Raw genomic sequence first — 26670 nt, forward strand, 5'->3', positions numbered from 1 at the left:
GCCTAAGGGGCCAGCGGCGGTAACGGCTGCGGCTGCCAGAAACGCCGCCAGCGCCGATTGATGCCGAGAAGCGTTCGATAAAACCAGCGGCGGCCAAACCATCCCCCACCGGCCGCCGCGGCAGCAATCATTATCCACATCAGGCTCTGCCAGGAGACCATTCCCGTGGTACCGCGCAGCGTTTGCTCCGCGCCGCCTTGTCGCGCCGCGGCGACGTTCAACGTTTCTCCCGTCAGCTTCGCCGTTCGCCATTGATGATTAATGGTATCCCACCAGCGCAAGCTAATCGGCGGTAGCGTCAGTGTGCCGCTATGGCTGGGCAAATAGCGCAGTCGCTCCACCCGGTGGGCGCCGATAACATCGCCGCGCTCGCTTTTTAATGGTTCACTGACCGGCGCCAGACGCTGGCTCTCGCTACCGCTAATGGCGTACAGCAGCGGTGGAATTTGCCCCGGCAGCGCATCCCGCGCCTCGACGGTCACGATACGGTCAACGGCATCGCCGACCCGCAGCGTGGCGTCTTTCCCCGCGTGGTACTGTTGAATTTGCTGGCTGAGCGTCAGCTGGCTGGCCGGTAAAAAATGGTCCGCCTGAGTGGTATTGGCAGGCCAGTGTACCGGGCGTTCCAGCGCCGGAAGATGCACCGTGACTGGCGCCTGATTGGCGGAGGTCGCGGTAATGTCGATTGCCGGCAGGCGTAGCACGCCTTGCTGCCAGGCGCTGACCTGACGTTCAAGGCGAATGCCGCTCCAGACGATCCCGTTCTTTTTGCGCGTCACCAGCTGTGAAGGCAACGCAGTATTCAGGAGTTCGCCGTTTTTGACGGCAAACTCGGGCCACTGCGGCGGCGGGTTAAACCAGCTATCGGTCCACCAGGTGATCGCCACCCGAACCGGCTGGCCGGGGACGATCTGCGTCGGCGCTTCCAGTTCACGGGTGATGTCCATCGCCGCATGCGCGGGAAGCGCGGCAACCAGCAGAAAAAGTAGCGCTTTGTTCATGGCGTGGTATCTCCTGAGCCGTTGCGATACAGGCTTTTCAGTAGCCCCGTTGGCGAAACCTCCAGTGCATCAAACCATTGATTAACCTGCGGACTCTCCCCGGCGATGGCGCCGATTTGCTGCTGATCGATGCCCTGATTTTTCTGCAGATCGTGGACCAGCTTATCCGGGCCATCGTCCATCGCATCGCCCTGCGCCTGTTGGCGCTCTCGCTCCTGCTGACGAATGCGCATTACGATCTGCGAGATTTTGTCGCGATTTTGCAGCGCCATGGGCCAGTCAGGGTGTAGGTAAAGGGCGCGATCGTAGCTGTCGAGCGCCTGTTGCCACTGCTTTTGCTGAGCATAGCTGTTACCCAGCCACAGCAAGGTTTCCGCGCTTGGCGGCGCGGCGCGAAACGCGCTGGCGGCGGCAGGATAGTCGCCTGCCCGATACCAGGCGATACCTTGCCATAACGGATCGCGATAGTGCCCGGCGGCAGCGGCGTAGTCGCCGCGGTTAAAGGCGTGCTGTCCCAGGATATCCGGGCGAACCCAGGCATCGAGCCAGGCGGCATCGCTGTGCGGCGACCACAGCAGCGCGGGAAATAGAAGCGCTACCATCAGTAACTGGCGTCGCCAGAACAGCAGCAGGAACAGCATCGGCGCGATCAGCAGGTAGCCGCTGTTTTTCCAGTGCAGATCCTGGCGGGCATTATTTTGCTGAGTCACCGATTGTTGAATGTGGCTGGCGATGATCGGCAGATCGTCGCCATCATCGCTGGCCAGCGTCACCGGGATCCCGGCGTCGCGCAGCTGACGGAAACGATCGACGTTTAGTCGGGTATCGATGCCGAGGCTGGCGTACTTATCCGGCAGCGTGCCGCCCGCGGCGGTGCCGGGGACCCAAATTTGCAGCGGTAGATGTTGCCCTTTCAGCCAGGTGATATCGGCAGGCGACAGGGTATCGGCAACGAGGATTAGGCTACGCGGGCTGTCTTTGGCGATGGGCAGATTTTTTAACGCCAGTGCGACGGCCTGCGGCAGGGCGGAACCGCTACCTTCCGGCAGCAAAGAGGGCGACTGGGCGTTGAGAAACAGCTGATAAAACTGCGGATCCTGCGTCAGTGGCGTCGTGAGAAAGGCCTGGCTACTGTAAACCACCAGACCATAATGTGAACCGGGCTGCCGTTGCATCAGCGCGGCGATTTTATGCTGCATGCGCTGATGGCGCGAGGGGGGAAGATCCTGGGCATACATCGCCAGATCCTGCTGCAGTATTACCATCACGTTGCTTTGCGGGGTGAGCGCCGCCGGTAGTTCACGCTGCCAGCTCGGGCCCGCCAATGCCACGACGCCGAGTGTGAGTAGCCACGGCAGCAGCCGGGTTAGCCTGCGACGGCGTTGAATAATCAACGCACGAAAGGGTTTATCCATTAGCGTGGACCAGGCGGAGGCGCCGTAGCCAGGAAGCCAGGCCACCAGCAGACACAGCAGCAGCGCGGTTAAGCGCCACGGATAGAGAAAGTGAAAATCGCTCATGCCATTTTCTCCCTGAGGACACGGCCGCAGGCGGCCAGCAGTAGCAATAGCAGCGCGACGGCGAGCGGCCACGGATAGAGCGCCTGATGCCAGGACCAGCCGAGGCTTTTGACCTGCGCCGGAGTGAGGGCGTCGATTTGTTGCCAGACGCTATCCAGCGCGCTGCCGGAATGCGCGGCGGTCCAGCTCTGGCCGCCGGTGGTTTTCGCGATGCGCTGCAGTAGCGGCAAATCGACTTTGTCTTTGCTGGTATCGCTGAGGTCGCCAAAGGCGATGGTATGAACCCGGACATGGTGATCGGCGGCAAGCTTTGCCGCCAGTTCAGGCAATAGCTGCGAAGCGGTATCATTGCCATCGGTGAGTAAAATCGCCAGCTTATCGGCCTGCTTATCGGGGCCATTTTCCAGCACCTTAACCGCCACGCCCAGCGCATCGCCGATAGCGGTTTGCTGGCCAATCATGCCCGGCGCTAGCTGATTGATGCGCGTTTGCAGCGCCTGTTTATCTTCGCTTATCGGGGCGAAGGGCCATGCTTTGCTGGCGAAGATGACCATGCCGATGCGGTCGGATTGGCGGGCGGTGATAAACTTGCGTACCGATTGCTGTACCGCCTGCAGACGCGTATTACCGCCCTGGACGTCATTTTTCGCCATTGACCCGGAGACATCGAGGATCAGCACGATGTCGCGCATCGGCCTGGTAATATATTGTGGCGGCGTCAGGTATTCCGGCCGCGCCAGCGCGCAAACCAGCAGCGACCAGATAAGCCAGAACAGCACGGCGCTGGCCCCATTTCCGCGTTTTGGCCGGGTATCGAGCTGTAGCGCGTCAATGAGCGAGGGTAAAAACGGTACCCGCACGCGCTCGTCGGTGGTTTTTGCCGGTAGCGGGAGAAAACGAGTGAGCAGCGGCAGCGCCAGCAGTAGCGCGGCCCAGGGCCAGGCGAAATCAATGTGGGCGAGCCATTCAGACATGTGGAAGCTCCTTTAGCCACTGCGCCAACTGAGCGCGAAGCCGCGCCGTCTGCTGGTCGTTCAGGGCGTTGTCGGCCCGGCAGTAGCGGGCGATGAGCTGGTCGCGCAGGTCAGCATCCAGCGTCAACGACGCCAGCACGGCTTCCGGCGCCAGCGTTTGGCTAACCATCTGGCGCGGCTGGTGGACCATCTGCACGCGTTTAATCAGCTGCATCCAGCTATCGACGGTATGCGGATGATTGAGCGCCAGCAGCGCTTCTCGTCGCCAGCGGTTGCGCCGCCAGCGGGCGTAGCGGATAAGCAGGAACAGCCCCGCCAGGCCTACGGCAATCGCGAGCAGAATCAGCCAGCCGATTGGTAGCGGAAACCAGCTGGGGGCGGGGGGCAGCGCGGGCGTTAGTAGCTCCGGCACCGCATAGCCTTTCTCAAACATTTAAAGCCCTTTTTGTAACTGGCGCAGCAGGTCCTGAGTTACCGTCAGATGATTAACCCGAATACCCAACTGGTTAAGTTGCTGCTGCTGACGCGCCAGCCGACCGATGATGTGTTGACGAATATCGGTGCTGAGCGCGGAGGTGAGGGTGACGCTGGCGCTGCGCCCGCCGTAGCAGGCGGCCAGCGTGCCGGAGCGCGGCAGGCGAAGATGTAAGTCGTCGAACAGCACAAATGCGCTGACCTCGCAGCGACGGCGCAGATGCGCCAGCATGGCCTGAGCTGGGGCGTCGAGATCGTGAAAATCGCTGAGGATAGCGACCCAGGCGCCGCGCGGAATCGTGCTGACCGCGCGCTGTAGCGCCTGCGAAAGCGTCTGCGTACGCTCAGTCTCGTGAGGATATTGCTGCGCCAGCAACTGGTTGTAATGCGTCAGATCGTCCAGCAGCGCGGGTAGAGTGCTACGCGGGGCGCGGCAGGGGTGTAGCGCCAACGTGGTATCGTTAAATACCAGGCTGCCGAGGCGATCGCCATCGTGATGGCTACGCCAGGCCAGCAGCGCGGCGATTTTGGCCGCGGCGCTGGCTTTAGTTTGCCCGCGGGTGGCGAAATGCATATCTAATCGCTGGTCGACCAGCAAAAAGACCGGGCGTTCGCGCTCTTCATTGTACTGGCGCACCCACGGCGTACGTAGACGGGCGGTCGTCTGCCAGTCGATCATGCGTATGTCGTCGCCGGGTTGATAACGACGCAGGCTGTCGAAGTTGAGCCCACGCCCCTGCTGGCGGGAGGCGCGTTCGCCGGACAACGCCCCCGGCGGGATCTGTCCCGGTGGGTTAACCATCAACCGCGCCTGCGGCGCGAGGTCGAGCAGCATCTGGCGATTCACGCAGAGGTCGCTCATCAGATCACCACGGCGTTGAGCAGCATGGCGATGACGTCGTCGGCGCTGCAACCATCGGCGCTGGCCTGATAGCTTAGCATCAAGCGGTGGCGCATCACCGCCGGCGCGATAAAGCGCACGTCTTCCGGGCGAACCGCGTCACGTCCCGCGAGCCAGGCCTGCGCGCGGGCGCAGCGCTCCAGCGCTAAGGTGCCGCGCGGGCTCAGGCCGTAAGCCAGATAACTGGCTAATTGTTCGCTGATGTGCTGCGGCTGGCGGCTGGCGTTGACCAGTTCGACTATCCAGGTTTCGATAATCGGCGCGACGTGGATGGCGCTTATCTCCTGCCAGCAGGAGGCGATCTCTTGTTGGCTGAACCGCAGTGATTCCGCTTCTGGCGCGGGGGCGGTTTTTGCCGCTACGCCATATTTTGTCTGCTGCTCGGCGCGAACCAGCTGCATCACCTGCTGCTCATGCTCTTTCGATGGATAGTCGACCTGTACCTTCATCAGAAAGCGGTCGAGCTGGGCTTCCGGTAGCGGCCAGGTGCCTTCCTGGTCGACGGGGTTCTGCGTCGCCAGCACCATAAACACGCCCGGCAGCGGCCAGCTTTTGCCCGCCACGGTGACGTGGCGCTCTTCCATCGCCTCCAGCAGCGCCGACTGCACGCGGGCCGAGGCGCGGTTGATTTCGTCCGCCAGAATCACGTTGCCGAATACCGGTCCCGGGCGAAAACGAAACTGCTCCTCTTCGCGGCTGGCATTTTGCTGATAAATCTCGCTGCCCGTAATATCCGAGGGCAACAGGTCCGGAGTGAACTGGATACGGCGAAACTCGCCGACGATATGCCGCGCCAGCTCGCGGACGGCGCGGGTTTTCGCCAGCCCCGGCAGCCCTTCGAGCAGGATATGCCCATCGCAGAGCAGGGCGATGATCAGCATTCGCACGACGTTTTGCTGGCCGAGCACCTGCGCGTTCATGCGCTGCTCCAGCTGTAATATTTTATCGCGCAGGCTCATCGGCTAACTCCTTTAAAATCGCGTTTCACCAGAGTGACAATGCCCGCCAGAATCGGCTCGGCATAGTTGAAAAAGGCCTTAATGCCCGGGCAGAGATAGTTCAAGCCGGCTTCGCCGTCGGTGGTGAGCACCAGACGGTTTTTCGGGCACTCGCCGTGGCAAAGCTTCAGGTAAGGGCACTGCCTGCACTGCTGGGGCAGCGTGTCGCATTTACCCATACCGAAAGCCTGCTGACGTTCGGAGAAAGCCATTCGCGCCAGGCTGTTATCGGCGATATTGCCGATTTGATACTCCGGATAGACGTAGTGGTCGCAGGAGAAAACATCGCCGTTTTTCTCGACCGCGAGCCCTTTGCCGCAAAACTCCGCGGTGGTACAAATTTGCGCCGGCATGCCCATCATCTGGGCGACGGCGGTTTCGAACAGATTGACCTGGACGCGGCCAAGGTCGTTGTTCACCCACTCTTCGAAGGTTGCTATCAAAAAGCGTCCCCAATCGTCCGGGTCGACTGACCAGTCGGTGACGATAGCGTCTAAATCGCCGGGGCGCGCGCGGCGGCTGCCGACGGTGGGGATACTGTCATCACGCCAGAAATGAGGCGCGGTCTGGGTAAAGTCCACCGGTTCGACGCAGGGGTTAAACTGCACGTAGGTCGCCCCCAGTTCGCGGGTAACAAAGCGGTAAACCTCTAACGGGAAACGGGCGTTGGTGCGGTTGACGGTCACCAGCGCATTGAATGGAACGCCATGGCGTTTCAGGGCGTCGACGCCGGCCATCACTTTATCAAACGTTGGTTTACCGCTGCGGGTAATGCGATAGCGGTCGTGCAACTCTCGCGGGCCGTCAATCGACAAGCCAACGAGGAAATGATTCGCTTTGAGGAATTCAGCCCAGGCATCGTTAATCAGGATACCGTTGGTTTGCAGATCGTTTTCGATCCGCTGGCCGGGCTTTTTATATTGCTGCTGGAATTTCACCACTTTGTGGAAAAACTCCAGTCCCATCAGGGTCGGTTCGCCGCCCTGCCAGGAGAAGACCACCTGTTCTCCATCCTGTCCGTCGATGTACTGGCGGATAAAGTTTTCCAGCGTTTCATCGCTCATGTAGCGGCGTTTTTCCTGCTGGAGTAAGTGTTCTTTGTGCAGGTAAAAGCAGTAGCTGCAATCGAGATTACAGGCCGAGCCGGTGGGTTTCGCCATCACATGAAAGCGACGTTGGTAGGCGGGGCCGTTACCCGCGTACTTTTTTGCCGAAGGTAATGCGTTAACAGGCACGGTGGTGCTGTGTTTCATAAATAACTCCCGGATTAGTCAGGTCGAGGGTAAGGCGAGAAGAAAACAGGGCGGCGAACCGCCCTGGGAGATGGACTACCGTTACTTACCGGTGCTTGCGCTCTTATCGAGCATTGCGCTGACATCGGAGACGGTGAAGGAGCCCGGCTTCTGACGCGGCGGGAATTCTTTAAACGTCGCCAGCATATCTTTTGCCGACTTCTGCGCGCCGCCCAGCAGGAACAGACGATCGTAGAACCAGGTGTCGTAGCCCATGCCGTCGGAACCTTTCTCCAGCGGATCGACTTTCAGATCGAAGATCAGCGGAGTACGCAGTTTGGTGAACGGATAGCGCCACAGATCGAGACCGGTATGTTCCTGGATCATAAAGTGGATCTTCCAGCGGCCCTGACGCATCGCCAGCAGATCGCCGTCATCGCTCCAGTAGAAGAATTCGTTACGCTGGTCTTTTCCTTTGCCCTGCAGGAAGTCGAGCTGGTTATAGCCATCAAGGTGAACCTTGTAGGTGATGGACGGCGTTTTATACCCTTTCAGCATTTCCTGTTTGATGTTGCTGTCGCCGGCGGCGGCAACCAGCGTCGGGAACCAGTCATAGCTGGCGAACATATCGTTCACCACGGTGCCCGGTTTGATGTGGCCTGGCCACTTGATCATCGCCGGTACGCGGAAGCCGCCTTCCCAGCCGGTGTTTTTCTCACCGCGGAACGGAGTTTCGCCTGCGTCCGGCCAGGTGGCGGTCATCGGGCCGTTGTCGGTGGTGTAGATAACGATGGTGTTATCTTCGATACCGAGGTCTTTAATCTTCTGTAGTACCTGGCCGACGATTTTATCGTGCTCAACCATGCCGTCGGCATAGGTTCCCAACCCGGTGACGCCAACGCTGTCGTCTTTGAGGTGGGTTTTGTTGTGCATGCGGGTGGTGTTGAACCAGGTAAAGAATGGCTTACCGGCTTTCACCTGGCGCGCCATAAAGTCGTTGTTGGCGGCCAGAGTCTCTTCATCTACGGTGCCCATACGCTTCACGGTCAGCGGTCCGGTATCTTCGATCTTGCCGTCAGCGGTGCTCTTAATCACGCCGCGCGGGCCAAACTGTTTGCGGAAGTTGGGATCTTTCGGGTAATCCGGGTTTTCCGGCTCTTCTTCGGCATTCAGGTGATACAGGTTACCGAGGAACTCATCGAAACCGTGCGCGGTCGGCAGGAATTCATCGCGATCGCCAAGGTGGTTTTTACCGAACTGGCCGGTGGCGTAGCCCAGCTGCTTGAGGACGTTGGCGATGGTCGGATCTTCTTTCTGCAGACCCTGTGGCGCTCCCGGCATACCGACTTTACTCATCCCGGTGCGGAACGGCATCTGGCCGGTAATAAACGCGGAACGACCGGCGGTGGAACTCTGCTCGGCGTAGTAGGAGGTAAACTTCGCGCCCTGCGCGGCGATGCTGTCAATGTTTGGCGTCTGGTAGCCCATCAGACCCTGATTGTAGGTGCTCAGGTTCAGGTAGCCGATATCATCGCCAAAGATAACTACGATGTTAGGCTTTTTAGCATCCTGCTTCTGCGCTGTTGCGTCGGCTGCGTGAGCAACGGTCACCGCGCCGGAAGCTAATGTCAGCATACTGGCCAACATTGTTCTCTTAAAGGGAATATTTTTAAACATAGCTCGCTATCCTTTTATTTTTCCGGCTTTCTAAATGGTCTGGAAAAATAGATTGTTAACGAAGCGTCTAATTTATTTTTAAATTACAAGGGTGTTTATTATTAAAAATAAATTAGACGCTTCAGTGGGCGAAACCGGGTTAGGGTTCTCGTCGGTGTTGGTATTTTATTCAGGCATCCAGATTGATACGAGAGAGGAGTCTCTAAACGGACTGAAATAAATGGCGGGATGAACTAAAAATGCTATCTTTAATTGACAGGGTTAACTTTATCAGACTATTTTTGCATGCATTAAATAAATGCTAATTAATGAGGCAACATGAAAACGACTTATGCCGACGTTATTGATCAATATAACCATGTTGTCGCCAGCGACCTTGAGTTGATTCAACCTCTGATCTCGGCAAACCAGCCGCGAATCATCAAAGACAATGGCGTTTTCAGAATTGAGCCTGGCGAAGTCGTCATTGTAGTGGAAGGCATTATTGCGATAGAAGTGGAATACAACGTGGGCTTTGGCTCCGCGAGTAAACGCGGTGTCCTGAGTAAAACGCGAGATATGCTGCAGATTGGCAAAGGGATACGCGGTATGATCTTGGGGATTATTGAAAACTATGGTCCGGCGCTATCGCTAAAATATACCGCAAAGAAAAATGTCAAAATAGTGACCTGTGATAAAGAAGCGTTTGAACACTATTTTATTCAACGCGAACGGTTTGCTTATCTGATGGAAATCATGGCATTTCAGCTATCGTTGATTATTGATGCACATCACGAAAAGAATTTACCTTCACGCTACGATACGATTAAATCGATGATCTACCGTTACAAAAAACAGCAGGATGAAGGAGTATTGCATGATAGAAGCCTGGCTAGCTTTATTCTGAAAAGAACCAAAATGTCGCGCAGCTACCTTTTTAAAATCCTTGCCGAGCTAAAGGAGGGAGGATATATCAAAATGGAAAACGGCGAACTGGTCGATATTGTGCACGAGCTGCCGGATAAATTTTAACCTTCTGTTGTTGCACGAACTTCATTTCAGGGTCGCAGAGACCGTCTAACAGATCCAGGGATTACTTTACTCTTCATTACGCTTGGACGCTGGGCGGGGAAAAGGTCTCGCCGAAGCCAGTTACCGTGCGGGATCTTGCCCGTCGTGTTTCTTTTACCGCGATGAGAATGGGGAGATAGTTGCCCTGCAATGGCATTTAGCGGGTTTGATTTTGTCTGTGTAAATCTCTAAAATGCAGTCAATTATTCTGTCATAAATTCATCCTGCTAGTGAAATAAACCATTGTTTTTTCGTTTTAAGGGATACGATTTTGCTGAGAAGGGAGGCTTCTTTGTGTTCAATGGTGCAGCGCGCTCTGACGTAAACAACTTCATTAATATAGAAAAGGGAAGGCGCGGTAGAAAGAGTCAGCCGTTTATCTCTTTCTCCAAAAATGGGGGGCATGTCAGGATCGCGGCTTTTATTGCTCGTCACGGAGAACATGTTGATATTCAAATAGATTATTCCAGCAGAACCATTCGGGTTAAGAAGGTTGAGCACAACGGCGTGCGTATTAACGTCGGCGGCGTTTTTACCCGTAAGGTACTGGTGAAGCAGTTTCTGTTTGGCGAGAAGAAGACTATCCGCGTCGATCTCACCCAACAGGACGATGGCTGGTTTTATGGCGACTTGCCGGTAGAGTTCACGGCCAATTGCGCATAAGACGTTATTGTGGAAATTAGCCATTATTCAGCTATGTTGATACGGAGATAGCGGATAATGGCTTTTTTATATCAATAAGATATAAATGCGAGTCATTATAGTTTCGTATTAAAAATTTATTTTTAAGTAAATAAGCACCATTAAACCCTATTAAATAATAGTTATTTCCAATGATATCTTTGCAATAATTAAGGGAAAATAGAGACTCAATAAAAGGAAGCGATAATTAATGGAACATTTACTCAGACACTGTGAACAGGTTGTAGTTGGCCCCTATAGCCGCGACGCCCGGGCGCTGGCGCATGAAGTGATCGACACCATCTCGGCGGGCGTTCCGCCGGAGCAGCTGATTCTCCCCTGGATGTCGGTTAAAGAGGGGCTGCCCGACGCCAATAGCGGGCGCTACGTGTGCGCTTATACACCAGCGAAATCTCAGGACCGCCGCTATCAGCTGGTCTCCGCTGCGATGTTCCGCACCGTTTGTCGGGATGCCACCCACTGGTTTTATATGTGGGAAGCGCTATAAGTGAAGGAGGCTGAATATAGAGCATCGGGTGTTTCGATAATCTTTAGGGCTGGTAATATAAATATTATATTTATAAATATGATGGCAGGTTTTTAAACAACAGAATAATCCACACCCTAATTGAATAAAAATATAATCATCGATATCAAAATCTTCATGCTGTTACAGGATTAGCGAGTGAGCGGTAGCAATGGCAGGATAGTGCGGCTGACGATCACAAATTCGCGATTCTGAATCGATGCCGGGTAAAAAATGGCTTATCGTGCCGTGGTGCGCTAAGTCGTTTGGGCAGCGTCAATGGCTACACTGAGTACTGCATATTATTCGCCAGTCGCGGCGATTTTCATTTTTACGCCGAGTAGCGCGCGGTGTCAGAAAGGATGAGAGATGAGTAAATCAGATAATCAGGCAGATCGCGATGCTGGCTATCGCCGCGTGCGGCTGGAGGATATCGCTACCCGTTGTCGTACCTCGCTCAGTACCGTGTCGCGGGCGCTATCGGGCGAAAAAGGGGTCAGCCACGAACTGCGCACGCGTATTCAGGAAGTGGCGCGGGCCATGCGATATACGCCGGCTCAGGAGCTGGGCGGCGCGCGGATTGTGCTGGCTATTTCACAAGTAGCGATGCTGGATTACAACCGCTATCAGTTTAGCTGGTACGTTCTGCAAGGGTTAAAAGAGCGAGCGAAGGTGCTGGGCGTTGATCTCATTACTCATCAGCTCAGCGATAATGACAACGGCGCTCTGCAGGCGCTGCTGGAAGAAGCGGACGTAGGTGGTGTGCTGGCGCTGACGGTGGACGACAGCGGCTTTCTGAATACGGTGGCGAACCTGAAAAAACCGGCGGTATTGGTGAATACCGACGATCCGTTAATGCGCTTGTCCAGCGTGCTGCCCTGTAACCGTTCGGCCACGCGCATGGCCTGTGAATATTTGCTCGAGCGTGGCCACCGCGACATTCTTTTTTTAACCCACCCAGGCAGGCGAACCATTGAACAGCGTGAGGATGGTTGGCGGGAAGCGATGCGCGCTCGCCAGCTGTTGTGCGACGATTCGCGGATCCTGACGGTTACCGACTGGCTGCCGGAGCTGGCGGAGCAGGCGGTGATCGCGCGTTTCCGTGATACTCCGCGCGAGTGTACGGCGATACTGTGCGCCAATGATTCGCTGGCGATCGGCGCGATCAACGGCGTGCGGGCCTTAGGACTGCGCGTGCCGGAAGATATCTCGGTGGTGGGTATGAATAACCTGCCGCAGGCGGAGTTTGCCACACCGCCGTTGACTACCGTTCACCTTCCGGTACACGAAATCGGCACGCTGGCGCTGGAGCTGCTGCAGGATATGATTGCGGGTAGTGTCGAAATTCCAAGGCGGGTTGAGCTGGCGTGCGCCATCGTCGAACGTCAATCGGTGGCCCGTATCGCCTGATACGAGCCACCGGCAAAGGGAACGGGTTAGTCGAATTTAGCCCGTTCCATCTTCGGCACTAACAGTAAATACATAATCGCCCATGCCAGCAGATAAGCCACAGAGCTGATGGCGAACAGCGCCCAATAGTTACCAGAGGCTTCAAGCACGGCGCCAATCACCGTAGAGAAGATCACGCTGCCGATCATCCCGAAGGTACTGCCAATCCCCACGACCGAACCGACGGCTGCGCTCGGGAACAGATCGGATACCGAGGTCAGAATGTTGGCAGACCACCCCTGGTGTGCCGCCGCAGCTAACCCGACCAGCGCGACGGCGGCCCACAGATTTTCGACCTGGGTGGCGGCGAAAATCGGCAGGACCAGGCAGGCGCAGATCAGCATCGTGAGTTTACGTGCGCTGGCGGTGCTAAATCCTTTACTCATCAATTTGCCGGGTAACCAGCCTGCGCCGAGGCTGCCGACGATGGCGAAGAGATAAATAACGATTAACGGCAATCCCAGACCTTCCATGTTGATACCGCGGGATTCGTTGAGCCATTTTGGCAGCCAGAAGAGGAAGAACCACCAGATTGGGTCGGTCAACATTTTGCCTAATGCCACGGCCCACAGTTGGCGATAGCCCAGCAGATGCGTCCATTTAATGGCCGAAACGCTGACGGCTTCTTCTTTATCCTGAGCAATCCACGCCTGCTCTTCGGCGCTGGCCTTCGCTTTCACCGGGCCAAAGGCGATGAACCAGGGAATCAGCCACAGTAAGCCAATGGCGCCGAGAATTAAAAACGCGCCGTGCCAGCCGTAATGCACTGCGATAAGCGGAATCAGCGCAGGCGAGATAACCACGCCGATATTGACCGCGACGCCAAGAATGCCGGTCGCCAGCGTGCGTTCCTTTTTTGGATGCCACTCGGCAATCACCTTCATCGCCGCCGGGAAGTTAGCGGACTCGCCTAGCCCAAGCAGGACGCGAACCAGCGCAAACCCCGCCACCGAACCGACGACCGCATGCGCCATCGCTGCGACGCTCCAGACGACCATCGCCGCCGCATAGCTGATTTTGGTTCCCAGTTTGTCGATAATTCGCCCGCATACCAGCGTGCCGACGCCATACGCGACGGTAAACGCATTGACCAGCCAGCTATATTCCATTTGCGTCCAGCCGATATCTTTTTGCAGCATCGGCGCCAGCAGACCGAGGATCTGGCGATCCATATAGTTAACCGTCGTGGCAAACACCAGCATGGAACAGATGACCCAGCGATAGTTGCTTTTCGGTTTAGCCATTTCGCGAGCGGGATTGTGCAGCGTATTCGGATTAACATCATCAGAGGCCTGCCCGGAAGGCACAGCCTGTTTGTCGATTTGCGTATCCATTATTATTTTCCTTGCCCGGTCTCTGCCGGGCGTTGGTTACAGAGGAAGTTCACGGCTGCTGCCCACGACGCTCCACTGCTGTGGGTCCAGCGTGCGGTTCTCGGCGCTCACTCGTCCATCGGCCAGGAAGCGCACCGTTCCGTACTGCGGATCGTTCACTTCAATACTGCCGTCGTCATGCTGCATCATGGTCAGGTCGCTGAAACATGCGCTGAAGGTCTCGAGGGAGCTATCGACTCGATCGTTGATGCGAACCAGCCAGCGGGTTTGTTGCCCGTTAAGGCGTATTTCGCAGCCGCGGGTTGGCCCCGTATTCACCGTTTCAAACGGCTGATTACCCACCAGCAGCGCCATACCGTCACCGCTGCGTACCGCCGCGCGCTGGCCGCTAATAACGACCTCATCAAACTGGCTTTGCGGCAGCCAGGCGTGAGTAAAGTCAGGCTGATCGGCGTGCAGATTGAAAGTCAGCACCGCCAGCCCGCGATATTGCTGCACGCGCGGCAGCGTGCCGCAGCCGCCCCAGTAGGAGGGGCGACCGAATCCGCCGTGCAGGGTCTCGCCTGGATGGTTGATCCAGATCTGCGCTTCAGGTTGGTTGCCCAGACGTAAATGGAACGGCGTCTCCTGATAGCCCCATTCTCCCCAGCGATAGCCGGCGATGGACCCCATCGCCGCATGGCGGTTTTTGTAGTGATAGAGTTTGGCGATCCGGTTGGCGCCCTGGGCAAAACACCACTCAATGGCGCTCTCTTTTTGCCAGGCGGCAACTTCTGCTAGTTCCGCCGGAAGGGTGAGCAGGCCATCACGCAGCAGCAGGGCTAATTGCGGCAGCGCATGGAAACGACAACCATAGTTACCTTTGCCCCACAGCAGACGCGAAATCGCCGCCAGTTCCAGAGAGCGTCCGGCGCGTAGGGTGTGTTCGTAAGAACGTCCCTGCGAGGCGGTCAGAAAACCCTGGTGGGCGGAGCGGGCAATCTGCGCCAGCAAGCGTGTGATTGCCGCGATGGCGCGCTGGCTTATTTGCGCGTCGCCGGACAGTGCCGCCAGTGCGGTGAGACCTTTTAAATCAATGGGGAAGTAGGGCGCTGAGTTCCATTCGGCCATTTCACACTGCTCGAAATGGTCCAGCCAACTGATAACCCGCGCTTTACCCGCCGCCGCCTGCTCGCGTCCGCTGCGCCCGGAACGAGTGAAAGTCGCGTCCGGGAAGAGATTGCCCGCCAGCAGCGCCGCAGTGTGGAACAACAGGGCATGGTTCTCAGAGAAGTACCACTGTACATCGTTGCCGGGTTCGTCCATCCAGTAGCGGAAACGCAGAATCGCGTCATCGATGCGCCCGCGAACCTCCGGGTCGATCTTGTCGCCCCATACCGTCCGGCACCACAGCAGCGGCACAAGCGTAAAGTCGGCACAATCGTGGCAGTCGAGCACCGACGGCAGAACGCCATCCAGCATTTGCTGGGTTTGCTCATCGTTCAGGCCGCAGGCCAGGCGCGCCAGCGCTTTGACGCTGCTGTATTCACCTTCATGAGCGACCACCTCCAGCGCTTGCGCAATACGTGCTTCCAGCGTTGCCGGGATCGCCGTCTGGCGGTCGGCGTGGCAGATTTCGACGCCCAGCGTGCGGCTAATCTTGAACCCTTCACGTTGCAGCGTGATGTTGAAATTGCGGAAGTCCGCGGGGATAGCTTCGCTTTCGGCAATGGCGACCAGCGACTCGCCGGCGGACAGTCGGCTATCGAGCGTGACCGGTTCATCCAGCGAGATAAAATCCCCCAGCACGTTGACGCGCAGGCCGTAGTCCGTCGACGCGGGCTGAGGAAATACCAGGCGAATGGTGCCGCGGTTATATACCGGATGTTCAAAGGAAACGCCGTCCAGGAGCTGTTCCATCTCTTTGACCTGCGCATCGGTTAGCGGCGTTGCCAACGCAATACGCAGCGGCTCGCCGTCAAGGTAGTCGAGTTGGAAAAAGAAGCGAATATCGCGTTCGGCTAAGTCATCAAACCACAGCTCCAGCTCATTTTTCCCCGCCTGTAACGACAGGCTGAATTCACGCTGGTTTTCCAGGTTGCGCTGATAATCCGCCATCCAGAGCACTTCTTCGCCGTTCAGCTTTAGCAGCGCGCCGCCACAGGTGGAGAGGCGAAAACGATACTCGCCCGCCTGTGGACAATCGAGCAGCGTTCTGGCCCAGGCGCCGACCCGAGTTGGACGGAACCAAAAGCCGGAGAGATCGACCCTGTCGGAAGCAAAAGGGAACCACCAGCGTGAGTAGTTTGCGCTGGCGAAAGGCTGCGGTTTTTTTTCAGCAAAGTGCCGGCGAAAATCGTCGCGGCACGGGTAGGTATGTGGAATGAAGTTTTTATGTTTGCTTAAAAAGAAAAACGGGTCCATTTCGCCAGCCATCGGCGTGTCCACCGTGTCATAGCGTAAACTGGTAATATCGGATAGCTGCCAGTAGCGCACGGCGTTACCCGCCGTTAAATTAAAATTACTATATTCGATAGTCATTATTACTTTCTCCAAATAGAGAAGGAATCTATTTTATTTATTATCAGTCAGGCGCAAACCTTCGCTCAGGCATAATATTGCTAAGGCCTGCCCATAACCGGTAGGTTGTAATGGAATGTCTTTATAAAATTGCAGGGTGCGCCCCATTCGCGTGCCATAAGAAACATTGTGCACCGTTCCTGCGCCATCAATATTATCCTGAACAATCGCCAGTGCTTTCATACCCGCCTGTAGCCATCGTTCATCGCCAATGCCAAGACGGGCGCCTTTTAATAAGCCATAGCCAAAACCGGCAGTCGCGGAAATTTCAATGTAAGAGTCAGGATGGTCGAGCAGGGTGTGCCAGGCGCCATTAGCAGCCTGCAGATCGATTAACGTATTAACCTGCTTTTTCAGGCACTCTATCAGGTACTCCCGAACGCCCGCGCCTACGTCGGCTAGTTCCAGTAATTCGAGTATACCGACGGTGATCCACGCATTACCACGCGCCCAGCGGGCTTTGGCAAAGTTGCTGTTCTCGACAAAGCTCCAGCCGTGGTACCACAGGCCGGTCTGCGGATCGTTGAGATAGCGCGCATGCAGCAGAAACTGCCGAACGGCTTCATCTACCAGCTCCTGGCGCCCGGAAACCGTACCGTAGTGCGCGAGGAACAGTACCACCATAAACAGCGTGTCGTCCCAGATCTCCATGTCGTTAATGCCGTCGGAGACCACATGCTGGAAGCCTTGTTCCGGCGTACGCGGTAGTTCCGTCATCACGCGGTTTGCCCAGTTATCCAGCACCTGCTGGTAGTGCGGTTGCCGATGATGGGACCAGAAAAGCGAGAGGGGAAGCATCGGCGCGGTGGTATTGACGTTCAGGCCTGGTAGGCCTTTTTCGATATTTCCCTGAAACCACTGGTCGATAATTTGATATAGCTCATCAGACTTCGTGTTCTCCCATAAACGTACCAGACCAAATAGCCCTACGCCCTGCGGCCATTCCCAACTGGAAAATGAAATATAATCGCCGGCGCTACCGTCAAGATTGGGTTCATTAAACCGCCCGTTATCCTTTAATTCAGTAAATCCGCGCAGCAGTAAATCAATATTTTTATTCAGTGGACGCTTTTCCATTTTTATTCTCATTCTATCTGTAAGGATGATTTGGCTATAAGAATTAAATCACTACGCATTTCATATGCGCAATACGAAAAAATTTTGCGTTTATATTTTGTGAGCCTTGCCGATATTTTATTGCCCTACGAGGACGTCGTTTTTTGCGAAAAATAGGCAGGAATTGTTGATAAAACAAGAGGTTGTTGGAACGATGTTTCATTTTTTATTTGTGAAGCGCTAAAATTTTTTGCGTGAACAGCAAAATGGCTGGAAACAATCGCACAACCATTACTGAATTCAGGAAAAAACCTACTTCGTGGAGTGGCTTAATTGTATGATTTTAAAACTAAAATGTGTCGTGTTTAGTGTGGGGACAATAAGCCGGATGTTCTGCTCGCGTGAATGCGTCAGGAGTAGGTCGCCTCAAAGAAGAGTCGTCGGAAATGTTTGAGATCGCCATTTTGCTGCCAATTGCGAGCCAGAAAAGAAAAAGCCACTCTTTCGAGTGGCTTAATTATATGATTTTAAAGCTAAAATTTGGTGGCCCCTGTTGGGTTTGAACCAACGACCAAGCGATTATGAGTCGCCTGCTCTAACCACTGAGCTAAGGGGCCGTGGCGAGGGATTATAATGTAACTGCACGCGGCAATCCAGCGTAAAGCGCTCGGCTGCTGTTTTTATAAACAATGCATTTTCAATCCTTTATAATCAGCTTTTTAGTCATTCAGCCGGAGAAATTATGATTAGCGATATCCTGGCGCCGGGGCTACGGGTGGTCTTTTGCGGCATCAATCCGGGGAAGTCCTCCGCGCATACGGGGTTTCATTTTGCCCATCCCGGCAATCGATTCTGGAAGGTCATTCACCAGGCGGGGTTCACCGAGCGGCAGCTGAAGCCGGAAGAGGAGCAGCATCTGTTGGATACCGGCTGCGGTATCACCATGCTGGTTGAGCGGCCGACGGTGCAGGCCAGCGAGGTTGCCCTGTTGGAACTGCGCAATGGCGCGCAGGAGCTAATAAGCAAAATCCAGGACTATCAGCCGCAGGCGCTGGCGGTACTCGGCAAGCAGGCCTATGAGCAGGCGTTCAGGGTGCGTGGCGCAAAGTGGGGACGTCAGGAAGCGACCATCGGTGAAACTGAAATCTGGGTGCTGCCCAATCCCAGCGGTTTAAACCGGGCGACGCTGGACAAGCTGGTTGAAGCCTATCGCGAACTGGATGAGGCGCTGGCGGGACGAGGGCGGTGATGGCGCCCGAATCGCAGGCATAAAAAAAGCTCCCCGCGGGGAGCTTTTTACTCTCTTTGCAGCGCGACGATTAATCGTCGAGGAAGCTACGCAGCACTTCAGAACGGCTTGGGTGGCGCAGTTTACGCAGCGCCTTCGCTTCGATCTGACGAATACGTTCGCGGGTAACGTCGAACTGTTTACCCACTTCTTCCAGCGTGTGGTCGGTGTTCATGTCGATACCGAAACGCATACGCAGCACTTTCGCTTCACGAGCGGTAAGGCCCGCCAGCACGTCGTGTGTTGCCGCACGCAGGCTCTCGGTGGTCGCAGAATCCAGCGGCAGCTCGAGGGTGGTATCCTCGATGAAGTCACCCAGATGCGAATCTTCATCGTCGCCGATCGGCGTTTCCATGGAGATCGGCTCTTTGGCGATTTTCAGCACCTTACGGATTTTGTCTTCCGGCATCAGCATGCGTTCAGCCAGTTCTTCCGGCGTCGGCTCGCGGCCCATTTCCTGCAGCATCTGGCGGGAGATACGGTTGAGCTTGTTGATAGTCTCAATCATATGCACCGGAATACGGATGGTGCGCGCCTGATCCGCGATGGAGCGGGTGATAGCCTGACGGATCCACCAGGTCGCATAGGTGGAGAACTTGTAACCACGACGGTATTCAAACTTATCTACCGCTTTCATCAGACCGATGTTGCCTTCCTGAATCAGGTCGAGGAACTGCAGACCGCGGTTGGTGTATTTCTTGGCGATAGAAATAACCAGACGTAAGTTCGCTTCAACCATCTCTTTCTTCGCACGGCGGGCTTTCGCTTCGCCGATGGACATGCGACGGTTGATATCTTTAACCTGCTCGATGGTCAGGCCGGTTTCTTCTTCAATCTGCTGCAGTTTCTGCAGGCCGCGCTGAACGTCTTCTTTAACGTCATGCAGCTTCTCGGACCACGGCTTGTTCATCGCCACGGCGGCGTTGAACCAGGTTTCGCTGGTTTCGTTGCCGGTGAACAGGGTGATGAAGTTTTTCTTCGGCATTTTGCACTGTTCAACGCACAGCTTCATGATGATACGTTCTTGAGTACGAACGCGATCCATCATGCTGCGCATGCTGTTGACCAGGTAATCGAACTGTTTCGGTACCAGGCGGAACTGTTTGAAGACCTCGGACAGCTTGAGGATCTCTTCCTGCGCGGCGGCGTGGCTGCGACCTTTCGCTTTGATGGTGTCGCGAGTCAGCTCGTACTGGGTGCGCAGCTCGGCGAATTTCTCGCGGGCCAGCTCCGGGTCGATGCTGTTGTCATCATCGCTGCTGTCGTCGTCATCATCTTCTTCTTCATCTTCGTCGTCGTCCATCTCTTCCTGAGACAGCTCGGAACCGACGTGAGTGGCGGTCGGCGCCATATCTTCTTCAGCGTTCGGATCGACGAAGCCGGTGATCAGGTCAGACAGGCGAGCTTCTTCAGCTTCGACGCGGTCGTACTGTTCCAGCAGATAGGTGATGGCTTCCGGATATTCCGCAACGGAGCACTGGACCTGGTTGATCCCGTCTTCGATGCGTTTAGCGATGTCGATTTCGCCTTCGCGGGTCAGCAGTTCAACGGTACCCATTTCGCGCATGTACATGCGCACCGGGTCGGTCGTACGGCCAATTTCAGATTCAACGCTCGACAGCACCTGGGCCGCCGCTTCTTCCGCGTCTTCATCGGTATTATTGGAGGTTTCAGCAAGCAGCAGATCATCGGCATCCGGTGCTTCTTCCATCACCTGAATACCCATGTCGTTGATCATTTGGATGATGTCTTCGATCTGATCGGAGTCGACGATATCTTCCGGCAGATGGTCATTGACCTCGGCATAGGTCAGATAGCCTTGCTCCTTACCACGTTGGACAAGAAGCTTCAGCTGTGACTGCGGGTTTTGCTCCATAAGACGGTATCCACACTTAATTCGTTTGATTGGTGCAGGCAGACGAACTGCCAACATTTAAAGCGAGGGCGTACTTATATTATTGCCGCTGCGCCTCAGCGCGGCTGTCGGGGGCTTCCCGAGCGATATTCGGCACTTAAGCCGTTAAATTCATTTTTTGGCCAGTTCCTGGCTGATAGTCCAGAGTTCCCGGCGCTCCTCACTGCTTAGACCATGTGTGCGATCGCGAGCTATCAACTCTTCTTGTCGCAGTTCCAGCAGTGAGTCAAACATATGGTTGAGCGAGTCGGTGAAGGTTTGTTCAGCGATATCCTTATCTGCTATATCGTCCCACATCGACAGTTTTTCAAGGGTTGCCGCTTCATTTGTCCCGCGATACTGCTCTAAAAGTTGCCCGGTGGTCAGACCTGGCTGCGCCAGACACGTATTGACCAGTTCGCTGAATAAACCAAGCCCTGGCATCTTTTGCTGATCCAGACCGGCTAAGGGCGGAACCAGCGGCGCCAGATCGGGGTTCTGCACCAGTAACCCTATAAGTATACGCATGGTCGTGCGTTTTAGCTGCGGCGCCGGGCGTTGAGCGCTATTTTCCGCCTGTTTCGGCATTAAACGTTCAAGCTGGGCGTCATCCAGAATGCCCAGTTTGTTGCCCAGCTCCTGACGCAAATAGATGCGCAGCGTTTCGCCCGGCACCTGGGTTATCAGCGGCAGCGCCAGCGTACTCAGCTGCGCGCGCCCGTCCGGAGTGCTCAGGTCGACCTGCGGCATCAGGCTATTAAACAAAAACGTGGAGAGCGGCTGAGCCTGCTCCATCCGCGCTTCAAACGCCTCTTTGCCCTCTTTACGCACCAGCGTATCCGGGTCTTCGCCGTCAGGTAAAAACATAAAGCGTAGCTGGCGGCCATCGGTCATATACGGTAGCGCCGTTTCCAGCGCGCGCCATGCCGCGTCGCGGCCAGCCCGGTCGCCGTCGTAACAGCAGATGACCTGATTGGTCGCCCGGAACAACAGCTGAATGTGGTCGGCGGTCGTCGAGGTGCCCAGCGAGGCCACGGCATAATTAATGCCGTACTGCGCCAGCGCGACGACGTCCATATAGCCTTCGACCACCAGCAGACGCTGAGGTTCGGCGTTATCCTGCTGCGCTTCATACAGGCCGTACAGCTGGCGGCCTTTATGGAAAATATCGGTCTCCGGGGAGTTCAGGTATTTTGGCAGCGCATCGCCCAGCACGCGCCCGCCAAAACCAATCACCCGGCCTCGCTTATCGCGGATCGGGAACATTACCCGTTCGCGGAAGCGGTCGTAACTGCGCCCCTGATCGTTGGTGACCAGCATGCCCGCATCAATAAGCGACTGGCGGTTTTCCTGATTGCCGCCAAAACGTTTTAAAACGTTATCCCAGCCTGGGGGAGCGAAGCCTATTGCGAAGCGGGTAATCACCTCGCTGCTTAAGCCGCGTTTTGCCAGATACTGGCGCGCGAGTTCGGCGGCGGGTTGGTTCAGAGACTGTTGGTAAAACGTGTTCAGACCGTCCAGCAGTTGATAAAGATTCTGCCGCTGATGCCGTTCTATCTGGCTCGGTCCATTACCTGCTTCATAGGGCACTTCAAGGTTGTGCATGGCGGCCAGCTCTTCGACGGTTTCGACGAACTCGAGCTTGTCGTAGTTCATCAGGAAGTCGATGACGTTGCCGTGCGCACCGCAGCCGAAGCAATGGTAAAACTGCTTTTCACCGTTGACGGTGAAGGAGGGGGTTTTTTCGTTATGGAATGGACAACACGCGTGATAATTCTTGCCCTGCTTTTTCAGCTTCACCCGAGCATCGATCAGATCGATGATGTCGGTGCGCGCCAGCAGGTCATTGATAAATACGCGTGGGATTCGTCCAGCCATATGCCCCGTAATCTATACACTGCATCCTGCAAACGGCCTCGATATGTCGCCTGAAGACAGTTTGAACGATCTCGTGTATCTGCTAATGCATAAACGAAAATAAGCCGCGCATTCCTTTCGGAAGCACGGCCTTACAACTACAACTCGGTCTGAATTGAGAGCTTCGCTCTCAACAGATTAGTACAGACGAGTGCGGCGTGCGTTTTCGCGAGCCAGTTTCTTCGCGTGACGTTTCACTGCAGAAGCTTTAGCGCGCTTACGTTCGGTAGTCGGTTTTTCATAGAACTCACGACGACGAACTTCCGCCAGAACACCTGCTTTTTCGCAGGAACGCTTGAAGCGACGCAGAGCTACGTCGAACGGCTCGTTTTCACGTACTTTAATTACCGGCATGTGCCTCTCACCTTTGATTAATTCGGTTTGCCGCTGGCCGCAATGCCAGCTTATTTCAAAATGGTGCGGAATTTTACTGCAACTACTGCTGCTTTGTAAAGCACCGGCGCCTTTTTTGAAAGGGGACTTTTATAAGGGTGAGGAGTATACACGAAGAGAACACCAGGGGTGAGCAAAGTTTTACATCGCCGGTCATTGGTCCTACACTGCGCGGTATTGAAACGAGGTAAAACAACTCATGCGTGTACTGGGAATTGAAACATCCTGCGATGAAACCGGCATCGCCATTTACGACGATAAACAAGGTCTGTTAGCCAACCAGCTGTATAGTCAGGTGAAATTGCACGCCGACTACGGCGGCGTGGTGCCTGAACTGGCGTCGCGCGACCACGTGCGTAAGACCGTTCCGCTGATTCAGGCGGCGCTTAAAGAAGCGGGTCTGACGGCGAAAGATATTGATGCCGTTGCCTATACGGCAGGCCCTGGCCTGGTGGGGGCGCTGCTGGTCGGCGCGACCGTTGGCCGCTCGCTGGCGTTCGCCTGGAACGTGCCGGCGATTCCGGTACACCATATGGAAGGACACCTGCTGGCGCCGATGCTGGAAGATAACCCGCCGGCGTTCCCGTTCGTCGCTCTGCTGGTTTCAGGCGGTCACACCCAGTTGATTAGCGTCACCGGCATTGGTCAGTATGAACTGCTGGGCGAGTCAATCGATGATGCCGCTGGCGAAGCCTTTGATAAGACGGCGAAACTGTTGGGGCTGGATTATCCCGGCGGGCCGATGCTGTCGAAAATGGCGTCTCAGGGCACGGAAGGCCGCTTCGTTTTCCCGCGGCCAATGACCGATCGTCCGGGGCTCGATTTTAGCTTCTCCGGCCTGAAAACCTTCGCCGCTAATACCATTCGTAACAACGGCGACGATGAGCAAACCCGTGCCGATATCGCCCGCGCATTTGAAGACGCGGTGGTCGATACGCTGATGATTAAATGCCGCCGCGCGCTGGAGCAAACCGGCTTTAAGCGTCTGGTGATGGCGGGGGGCGTAAGCGCTAACCGTACGCTGCGCGCGAAGCTGGCGGAAATGATGAGCAAACGCGGCGGCGAAGTGTTTTATGCCCGTCCTGAGTTCTGTACCGATAACGGCGCGATGATCGCTTACGCCGGGATGGTCCGCCTGCAGGGCGGCGCCAATGCCGGACTCGGCGTTACCGTGCGGCCGCGCTGGCCGTTGGCGGAACTGCCGGCCGCCTGATAACCACAAAGAAGCCGCCCATCGAGGCGGCTTTTTTACGCGTGGATTAAGGCTGCTGATAATCCTCGGCGTCGATGTCGTAGCCTGACGGCTCCCAGCGTATCGCCAGCAGCGACAATAGCCCAATCAGCGGCGCCGCGGCGATGATCCAGAAAACGCGGGTATCCAGCGCGGCGACCAGCAGCGGGAAGAGGAATAAAGAAAGCGTTGAGCTGCCGCGCATAAGCGTCTGGTTGAGCCCGACGCCAACGCCGCGCAGCGATGTCGGATAGCTTAACGAGGCGAAGGTCATAGTGTGTGCGCCGGGGCCAAACCCCTGGCCGAAAAGGAACAGCGCCAACATCGCCACGGCGGCGACGCCTTCGCCTGCGCCATCAGGGCGACCAATCAGCGCCAGGCCGAGCAGCGCCGTTAGCTGGCAGCCATAACCCGCCAGCGACATCCGCCAGGCGCCGAAGCGCGGTACCAGGCGTACCGCCAGCATCCCTCCTACGAAAGCGAACAGCAAATTCAGCGCCAGCGAAATCAAAATCGTCGTCAACATTGACTGCACGAAGAAGCTGGAGATGATTACCGGCAGACCGAACGCGACGGCGTTATAGGCAAACGAGGAAACCACCGACAGCAGGGTAGAAAGCGTGGTGCGGCGCAGGTAGACGCCGCGGAACAGGCGCAGATAGTTACTCCATTGGGCGCTACGAACTTTGGGCGCCGGTTTTTCCAGCGCGTCCTGGGCAACGTGTGCATTGATGTTGTACGCCTGGCGTAGAATAGACGCAGCTTCACGCAGGTTGCCCTGGTTGGCGGCCCACACCGGCGATTCGCTCATGTAGCGGCTACGGATAGCGATAATCACCAGCGCCGGGATGGCGCCAAAACCAAGAATAATCCGCCATAGCCAGTCGCTATGGCTTTCCGGCAAGACGGCATAGAAAAAGAGTACCAGCAGATATGAAATGCTGATTGCCGCGTACCATGTGGGGCACCACATCGCCACGCTGGCCGCCTTGTTGCCGGGCCCTTTGAGCCTCGCGAATTCGCTGAGAAACGCCATCGCCACCGGCAGGTCGATCCCGACGCCGAGGCCCATCACGAAGCGCGCGCCAGTAAGGACGTATTCATTCGGCGCCAGCGCGCAGGCGATTGCCGCTACCACGAAGAACAGCATATCCGCCATAAACACGCGATAGCGGCCAATTTTGTCCGTCAAGTAACCGCCGAGCAGCGCGCCAACGATAGCGCCGAAGGTGATGGCCGAGGCGACCATCCCGGTACCGGCAGGCGTCAGGTTGAATTCCCGGGTAATATCTTTCAGGCCGAAGGCCAGCGAGCCAAGATCGTAGGCATCAAGGAAAATACCGCCGAGGGCGATTCCCATGACGATACGCGCGTTATTGCGCCCGCTGCTGCCTTCATTGATGAGGCGCGAGACGTCCGCCGCGCTGCCGATCCATTTTACTTCCCCGCCGGGCGACGCAGAGGTTGCCGCTGGCGCCGCGTTAATTACATCAGTCATGGTGTTGTGCTTTTTTCTCTTATAAAGATCTTCAGAGTAAACAGCGACGCGGGGACGAAAAAATCACTTTTGGTTATAACTCATAACTAAGTCATTGTAGTGAAAGGATTATCTTTGGTTTTCTCTTTTGCCGCTATGATTGGCTAAAAAAGTGGGAAATAGAATGCGTTTGTGGGGGCAAAGAAGCCCGGCACAGGCGGCCGGGCGTGGAGATTATTTCTGCTCTGGCGTTTTTTTCTTCTTCTTAAAGCGTGACCAGATTTTCGTTTCCTGACGGCGCCACAGGCGCTGGATGTTGTCGTGATGGCGTAGCAGGATCAGGCAGGAGAGCATCGAGACCGGAAAGGTGTACTGCGGCTTGAACCACCAGACGTAGAAAGGGGCGACCAGCGCGCTGACGATAGCGCCCAGCGAGGAATACCCGCTGAGCAGAATAGTCAGCAGCCAGGTGCCAGCCATCACGCCGGTGAGATCCCAGCCGATGGGCGCGATAGCGCCAAATGCGGTTGCCACGCCTTTGCCGCCGCGGAAATTAAAGAACACCGGCCAGATATGGCCGACGCAGGCGGCGATCGCCACCAGCCCGAGCCAGAATGGCGTCAAGCCGAGCGCCCAAGCGCCCCAAACCGGCAGCATCCCTTTCAGGACATCAAAAATTAATACCGTTACGGCTGCTCCCTTGCCGCCAATTCGGAGTACGTTCGTCGCCCCAGGGTTGCCGGAACCGCTATCGCGAGGGTCGGGCAAACCAGCAAGACGGCATACCAGAATGGCGCTGGAAATTGAGCCGCAGAGGTAGGCGAGGATAACTAGTCCAGGCGCGATTGCACTCATCAGCTGTTCCATTTTGAAAATGTCGTTAGAACCCCACCCATTTTCGTGTTAACAGTTTGTTGGCTTTCTTTGCGCGATAGGTTACATAGTGATGCTGCTATGTTCCCGAAATCTTGCCGCGTCGCCGCTGTCAGGACACGTGAATTCTTTAGGGGATGTCTTTGCATCTGTGGATAATACGCA

22 protein-coding genes and 1 tRNA gene are annotated in these 26670 nt (G+C 56.0%); 6 read left to right on the forward strand and 17 right to left on the reverse strand.

From position 1 onward, the window contains the following. Positions 1–2: 2 nt before the first annotated feature. From PGR10_RS10855 to PGR10_RS10890, 8 genes are all read right to left on the reverse strand, one after another. Positions 3–1001 (reverse strand): oxygen tolerance domain protein, encoded by a 999-nt coding sequence (locus PGR10_RS10855; RefSeq protein ID WP_430923459.1) that lies wholly within the window; start codon positions 999–1001, stop codon positions 3–5. Then, complete coding sequence (locus PGR10_RS10860; protein ID WP_430923460.1) at positions 998–2521, reverse strand: tetratricopeptide repeat protein; 1524 nt, start codon at positions 2519–2521, stop codon at positions 998–1000. Before PGR10_RS10860 ends, PGR10_RS10855 begins: the two co-directional genes overlap by 4 nt. Beyond that, on the reverse strand, positions 2518–3495 hold the full coding sequence (locus PGR10_RS10865) for a VWA domain-containing protein (protein WP_316424693.1): 978 nt from the start codon (positions 3493–3495) through the stop codon (positions 2518–2520). Before PGR10_RS10865 ends, PGR10_RS10860 begins: the two co-directional genes overlap by 4 nt. Further along, positions 3488–3928, reverse strand: a complete 441-nt coding sequence (locus tag PGR10_RS10870; RefSeq protein ID WP_316424694.1) for a DUF4381 family protein — start codon at positions 3926–3928, stop codon at positions 3488–3490. Before PGR10_RS10870 ends, PGR10_RS10865 begins: the two co-directional genes overlap by 8 nt. Then, positions 3929–4831: a DUF58 domain-containing protein gene (locus PGR10_RS10875; protein WP_430923461.1), complete on the reverse strand. Its 903-nt coding sequence runs from the start codon at positions 4829–4831 to the stop codon at positions 3929–3931. It lies immediately after the preceding gene. Then, positions 4831–5829, reverse strand: a complete 999-nt coding sequence (locus PGR10_RS10880) for an AAA family ATPase (protein WP_430923462.1) — start codon at positions 5827–5829, stop codon at positions 4831–4833. The genes PGR10_RS10875 and PGR10_RS10880 overlap by 1 nt, the downstream gene beginning before the upstream one ends. Beyond that, positions 5826–7121 (reverse strand): anaerobic sulfatase maturase, encoded by a 1296-nt coding sequence (locus tag PGR10_RS10885; RefSeq protein ID WP_430923463.1) that lies wholly within the window; start codon positions 7119–7121, stop codon positions 5826–5828. The genes PGR10_RS10880 and PGR10_RS10885 overlap by 4 nt, the downstream gene beginning before the upstream one ends. An 81-nt stretch (positions 7122–7202) precedes the next feature. After that, positions 7203–8777, reverse strand: a complete 1575-nt coding sequence (locus PGR10_RS10890) for an arylsulfatase (protein ID WP_113373093.1) — start codon at positions 8775–8777, stop codon at positions 7203–7205. A 318-nt stretch (positions 8778–9095) separates the two neighbouring features. On the opposite strand from PGR10_RS10890, the gene PGR10_RS10895 reads away from it, so the two are divergent. From PGR10_RS10895 to PGR10_RS10910, 4 genes are all read left to right on the forward strand, one after another. Continuing rightward, positions 9096–9788: a helix-turn-helix domain-containing protein gene (locus PGR10_RS10895; protein ID WP_113373092.1), complete on the forward strand. Its 693-nt coding sequence runs from the start codon at positions 9096–9098 to the stop codon at positions 9786–9788. Positions 9789–10121: 333 nt separating this feature from the next. Then, positions 10122–10490, forward strand: a complete 369-nt coding sequence (locus tag PGR10_RS10900) for a hypothetical protein (RefSeq protein WP_308957746.1) — start codon at positions 10122–10124, stop codon at positions 10488–10490. Between the two features lie 229 nt (positions 10491–10719). After that, on the forward strand, positions 10720–11016 hold the full coding sequence (locus PGR10_RS10905; protein WP_087859854.1) for a hypothetical protein: 297 nt from the start codon (positions 10720–10722) through the stop codon (positions 11014–11016). 387 nt (positions 11017–11403) lie between these two features. Next, positions 11404–12444, forward strand: a complete 1041-nt coding sequence (locus PGR10_RS10910; RefSeq protein WP_430916848.1) for a LacI family DNA-binding transcriptional regulator — start codon at positions 11404–11406, stop codon at positions 12442–12444. Positions 12445–12470: 26 nt separating this feature from the next. On the opposite strand, the gene PGR10_RS10915 is transcribed toward PGR10_RS10910, so the two are convergent. From PGR10_RS10915 to PGR10_RS10930, 4 genes are all read right to left on the reverse strand, one after another. Then, on the reverse strand, positions 12471–13817 hold the full coding sequence (locus PGR10_RS10915; RefSeq protein WP_080941171.1) for an MFS transporter: 1347 nt from the start codon (positions 13815–13817) through the stop codon (positions 12471–12473). 36 nt (positions 13818–13853) lie between these two features. After that, positions 13854–16337, reverse strand: a complete 2484-nt coding sequence (locus PGR10_RS10920; RefSeq protein ID WP_430923464.1) for a hypothetical protein — start codon at positions 16335–16337, stop codon at positions 13854–13856. Between the two features lie 33 nt (positions 16338–16370). Next, the gene (locus PGR10_RS10925; RefSeq protein ID WP_213316642.1) at positions 16371–17453 is read right to left on the reverse strand and encodes a glycoside hydrolase family 88/105 protein; all 1083 of its coding nucleotides are present in this window, start codon (positions 17451–17453) and stop codon (positions 16371–16373) included. Positions 17454–17973: 520 nt separating this feature from the next. Beyond that, positions 17974–18049, reverse strand: a tRNA-Ile gene (locus PGR10_RS10930). A 125-nt stretch (positions 18050–18174) separates the two neighbouring features. On the opposite strand from PGR10_RS10930, the gene mug reads away from it, so the two are divergent. Continuing rightward, positions 18175–18681: a G/U mismatch-specific DNA glycosylase gene (mug, locus tag PGR10_RS10935; RefSeq protein WP_049056296.1), complete on the forward strand. Its 507-nt coding sequence runs from the start codon at positions 18175–18177 to the stop codon at positions 18679–18681. A 70-nt stretch (positions 18682–18751) separates the two neighbouring features. On the opposite strand, the gene rpoD is transcribed toward mug, so the two are convergent. From rpoD to rpsU, 3 genes are all read right to left on the reverse strand, one after another. Next, positions 18752–20596, reverse strand: coding sequence for an RNA polymerase sigma factor RpoD (rpoD, locus tag PGR10_RS10940; RefSeq protein ID WP_087859835.1), 1845 nt, complete (start codon positions 20594–20596; stop codon positions 18752–18754). A 150-nt stretch (positions 20597–20746) separates the two neighbouring features. Next, positions 20747–22492, reverse strand: coding sequence for a DNA primase (gene dnaG / locus PGR10_RS10945; RefSeq protein ID WP_430923465.1), 1746 nt, complete (start codon positions 22490–22492; stop codon positions 20747–20749). A gap of 177 nt (positions 22493–22669) precedes the next feature. Next, the gene (rpsU, locus tag PGR10_RS10950) at positions 22670–22885 is read right to left on the reverse strand and encodes a 30S ribosomal protein S21 (RefSeq protein WP_001144069.1); all 216 of its coding nucleotides are present in this window, start codon (positions 22883–22885) and stop codon (positions 22670–22672) included. A gap of 238 nt (positions 22886–23123) precedes the next feature. On the opposite strand from rpsU, the gene tsaD reads away from it, so the two are divergent. Further along, the gene (gene tsaD, locus PGR10_RS10955) at positions 23124–24137 is read left to right on the forward strand and encodes a tRNA (adenosine(37)-N6)-threonylcarbamoyltransferase complex transferase subunit TsaD (protein ID WP_032712539.1); all 1014 of its coding nucleotides are present in this window, start codon (positions 23124–23126) and stop codon (positions 24135–24137) included. A 46-nt stretch (positions 24138–24183) separates the two neighbouring features. Here the strand turns inward: tsaD and PGR10_RS10960 are convergent, their stop codons facing one another. Together PGR10_RS10960 and plsY are read right to left on the reverse strand one after the other, a co-directional pair. Further along, positions 24184–25653: an MFS transporter gene (locus PGR10_RS10960; RefSeq protein ID WP_430923466.1), complete on the reverse strand. Its 1470-nt coding sequence runs from the start codon at positions 25651–25653 to the stop codon at positions 24184–24186. 213 nt (positions 25654–25866) lie between these two features. After that, positions 25867–26487, reverse strand: coding sequence for a glycerol-3-phosphate 1-O-acyltransferase PlsY (gene plsY, locus PGR10_RS10965; RefSeq protein WP_015703522.1), 621 nt, complete (start codon positions 26485–26487; stop codon positions 25867–25869). Positions 26488–26670 lie beyond the last annotated feature (183 nt).

The sequence above is a fragment of the Klebsiella sp. 141198 genome, from assembly GCF_050600785.1.
In the GTDB taxonomy this organism is placed as follows: domain Bacteria; phylum Pseudomonadota; class Gammaproteobacteria; order Enterobacterales; family Enterobacteriaceae; genus Klebsiella; species Klebsiella aerogenes.

Bases quoted from the DNA above. Each gene is read 5' to 3' on its own strand.
- PGR10_RS10855 (WP_430923459.1), bottom strand. From the start codon at position 1,001: ATGAACAAAGCGCTACTTTTTCTGCTGGTTGCCGCGCTTCCCGCGCAT.
- PGR10_RS10860 (WP_430923460.1), bottom strand. From the start codon at position 2,521: ATGAGCGATTTTCACTTTCTCTATCCGTGGCGCTTAACCGCGCTGCTG.
- PGR10_RS10865 (WP_316424693.1), bottom strand. From the start codon at position 3,495: ATGTCTGAATGGCTCGCCCACATTGATTTCGCCTGGCCCTGGGCCGCG.
- PGR10_RS10870 (WP_316424694.1), bottom strand. From the start codon at position 3,928: ATGTTTGAGAAAGGCTATGCGGTGCCGGAGCTACTAACGCCCGCGCTG.
- PGR10_RS10875 (WP_430923461.1), bottom strand. From the start codon at position 4,831: ATGAGCGACCTCTGCGTGAATCGCCAGATGCTGCTCGACCTCGCGCCG.
- PGR10_RS10880 (WP_430923462.1), bottom strand. From the start codon at position 5,829: ATGAGCCTGCGCGATAAAATATTACAGCTGGAGCAGCGCATGAACGCG.
- PGR10_RS10885 (WP_430923463.1), bottom strand. From the start codon at position 7,121: ATGAAACACAGCACCACCGTGCCTGTTAACGCATTACCTTCGGCAAAA.
- PGR10_RS10890 (WP_113373093.1), bottom strand. From the start codon at position 8,777: ATGTTTAAAAATATTCCCTTTAAGAGAACAATGTTGGCCAGTATGCTG.
- PGR10_RS10895 (WP_113373092.1), top strand. From the start codon at position 9,096: ATGAAAACGACTTATGCCGACGTTATTGATCAATATAACCATGTTGTC.
- PGR10_RS10905 (WP_087859854.1), top strand. From the start codon at position 10,720: ATGGAACATTTACTCAGACACTGTGAACAGGTTGTAGTTGGCCCCTAT.
- PGR10_RS10910 (WP_430916848.1), top strand. From the start codon at position 11,404: ATGAGTAAATCAGATAATCAGGCAGATCGCGATGCTGGCTATCGCCGC.
- PGR10_RS10915 (WP_080941171.1), bottom strand. From the start codon at position 13,817: ATGGATACGCAAATCGACAAACAGGCTGTGCCTTCCGGGCAGGCCTCT.
- PGR10_RS10920 (WP_430923464.1), bottom strand. From the start codon at position 16,337: ATGACTATCGAATATAGTAATTTTAATTTAACGGCGGGTAACGCCGTG.
- PGR10_RS10925 (WP_213316642.1), bottom strand. From the start codon at position 17,453: ATGGAAAAGCGTCCACTGAATAAAAATATTGATTTACTGCTGCGCGGA.
- mug (WP_049056296.1), top strand. From the start codon at position 18,175: ATGATTAGCGATATCCTGGCGCCGGGGCTACGGGTGGTCTTTTGCGGC.
- rpoD (WP_087859835.1), bottom strand. From the start codon at position 20,596: ATGGAGCAAAACCCGCAGTCACAGCTGAAGCTTCTTGTCCAACGTGGT.
- dnaG (WP_430923465.1), bottom strand. From the start codon at position 22,492: ATGGCTGGACGAATCCCACGCGTATTTATCAATGACCTGCTGGCGCGC.
- rpsU (WP_001144069.1), bottom strand. From the start codon at position 22,885: ATGCCGGTAATTAAAGTACGTGAAAACGAGCCGTTCGACGTAGCTCTG.
- tsaD (WP_032712539.1), top strand. From the start codon at position 23,124: ATGCGTGTACTGGGAATTGAAACATCCTGCGATGAAACCGGCATCGCC.
- PGR10_RS10960 (WP_430923466.1), bottom strand. From the start codon at position 25,653: ATGACTGATGTAATTAACGCGGCGCCAGCGGCAACCTCTGCGTCGCCC.
- plsY (WP_015703522.1), bottom strand. From the start codon at position 26,487: ATGAGTGCAATCGCGCCTGGACTAGTTATCCTCGCCTACCTCTGCGGC.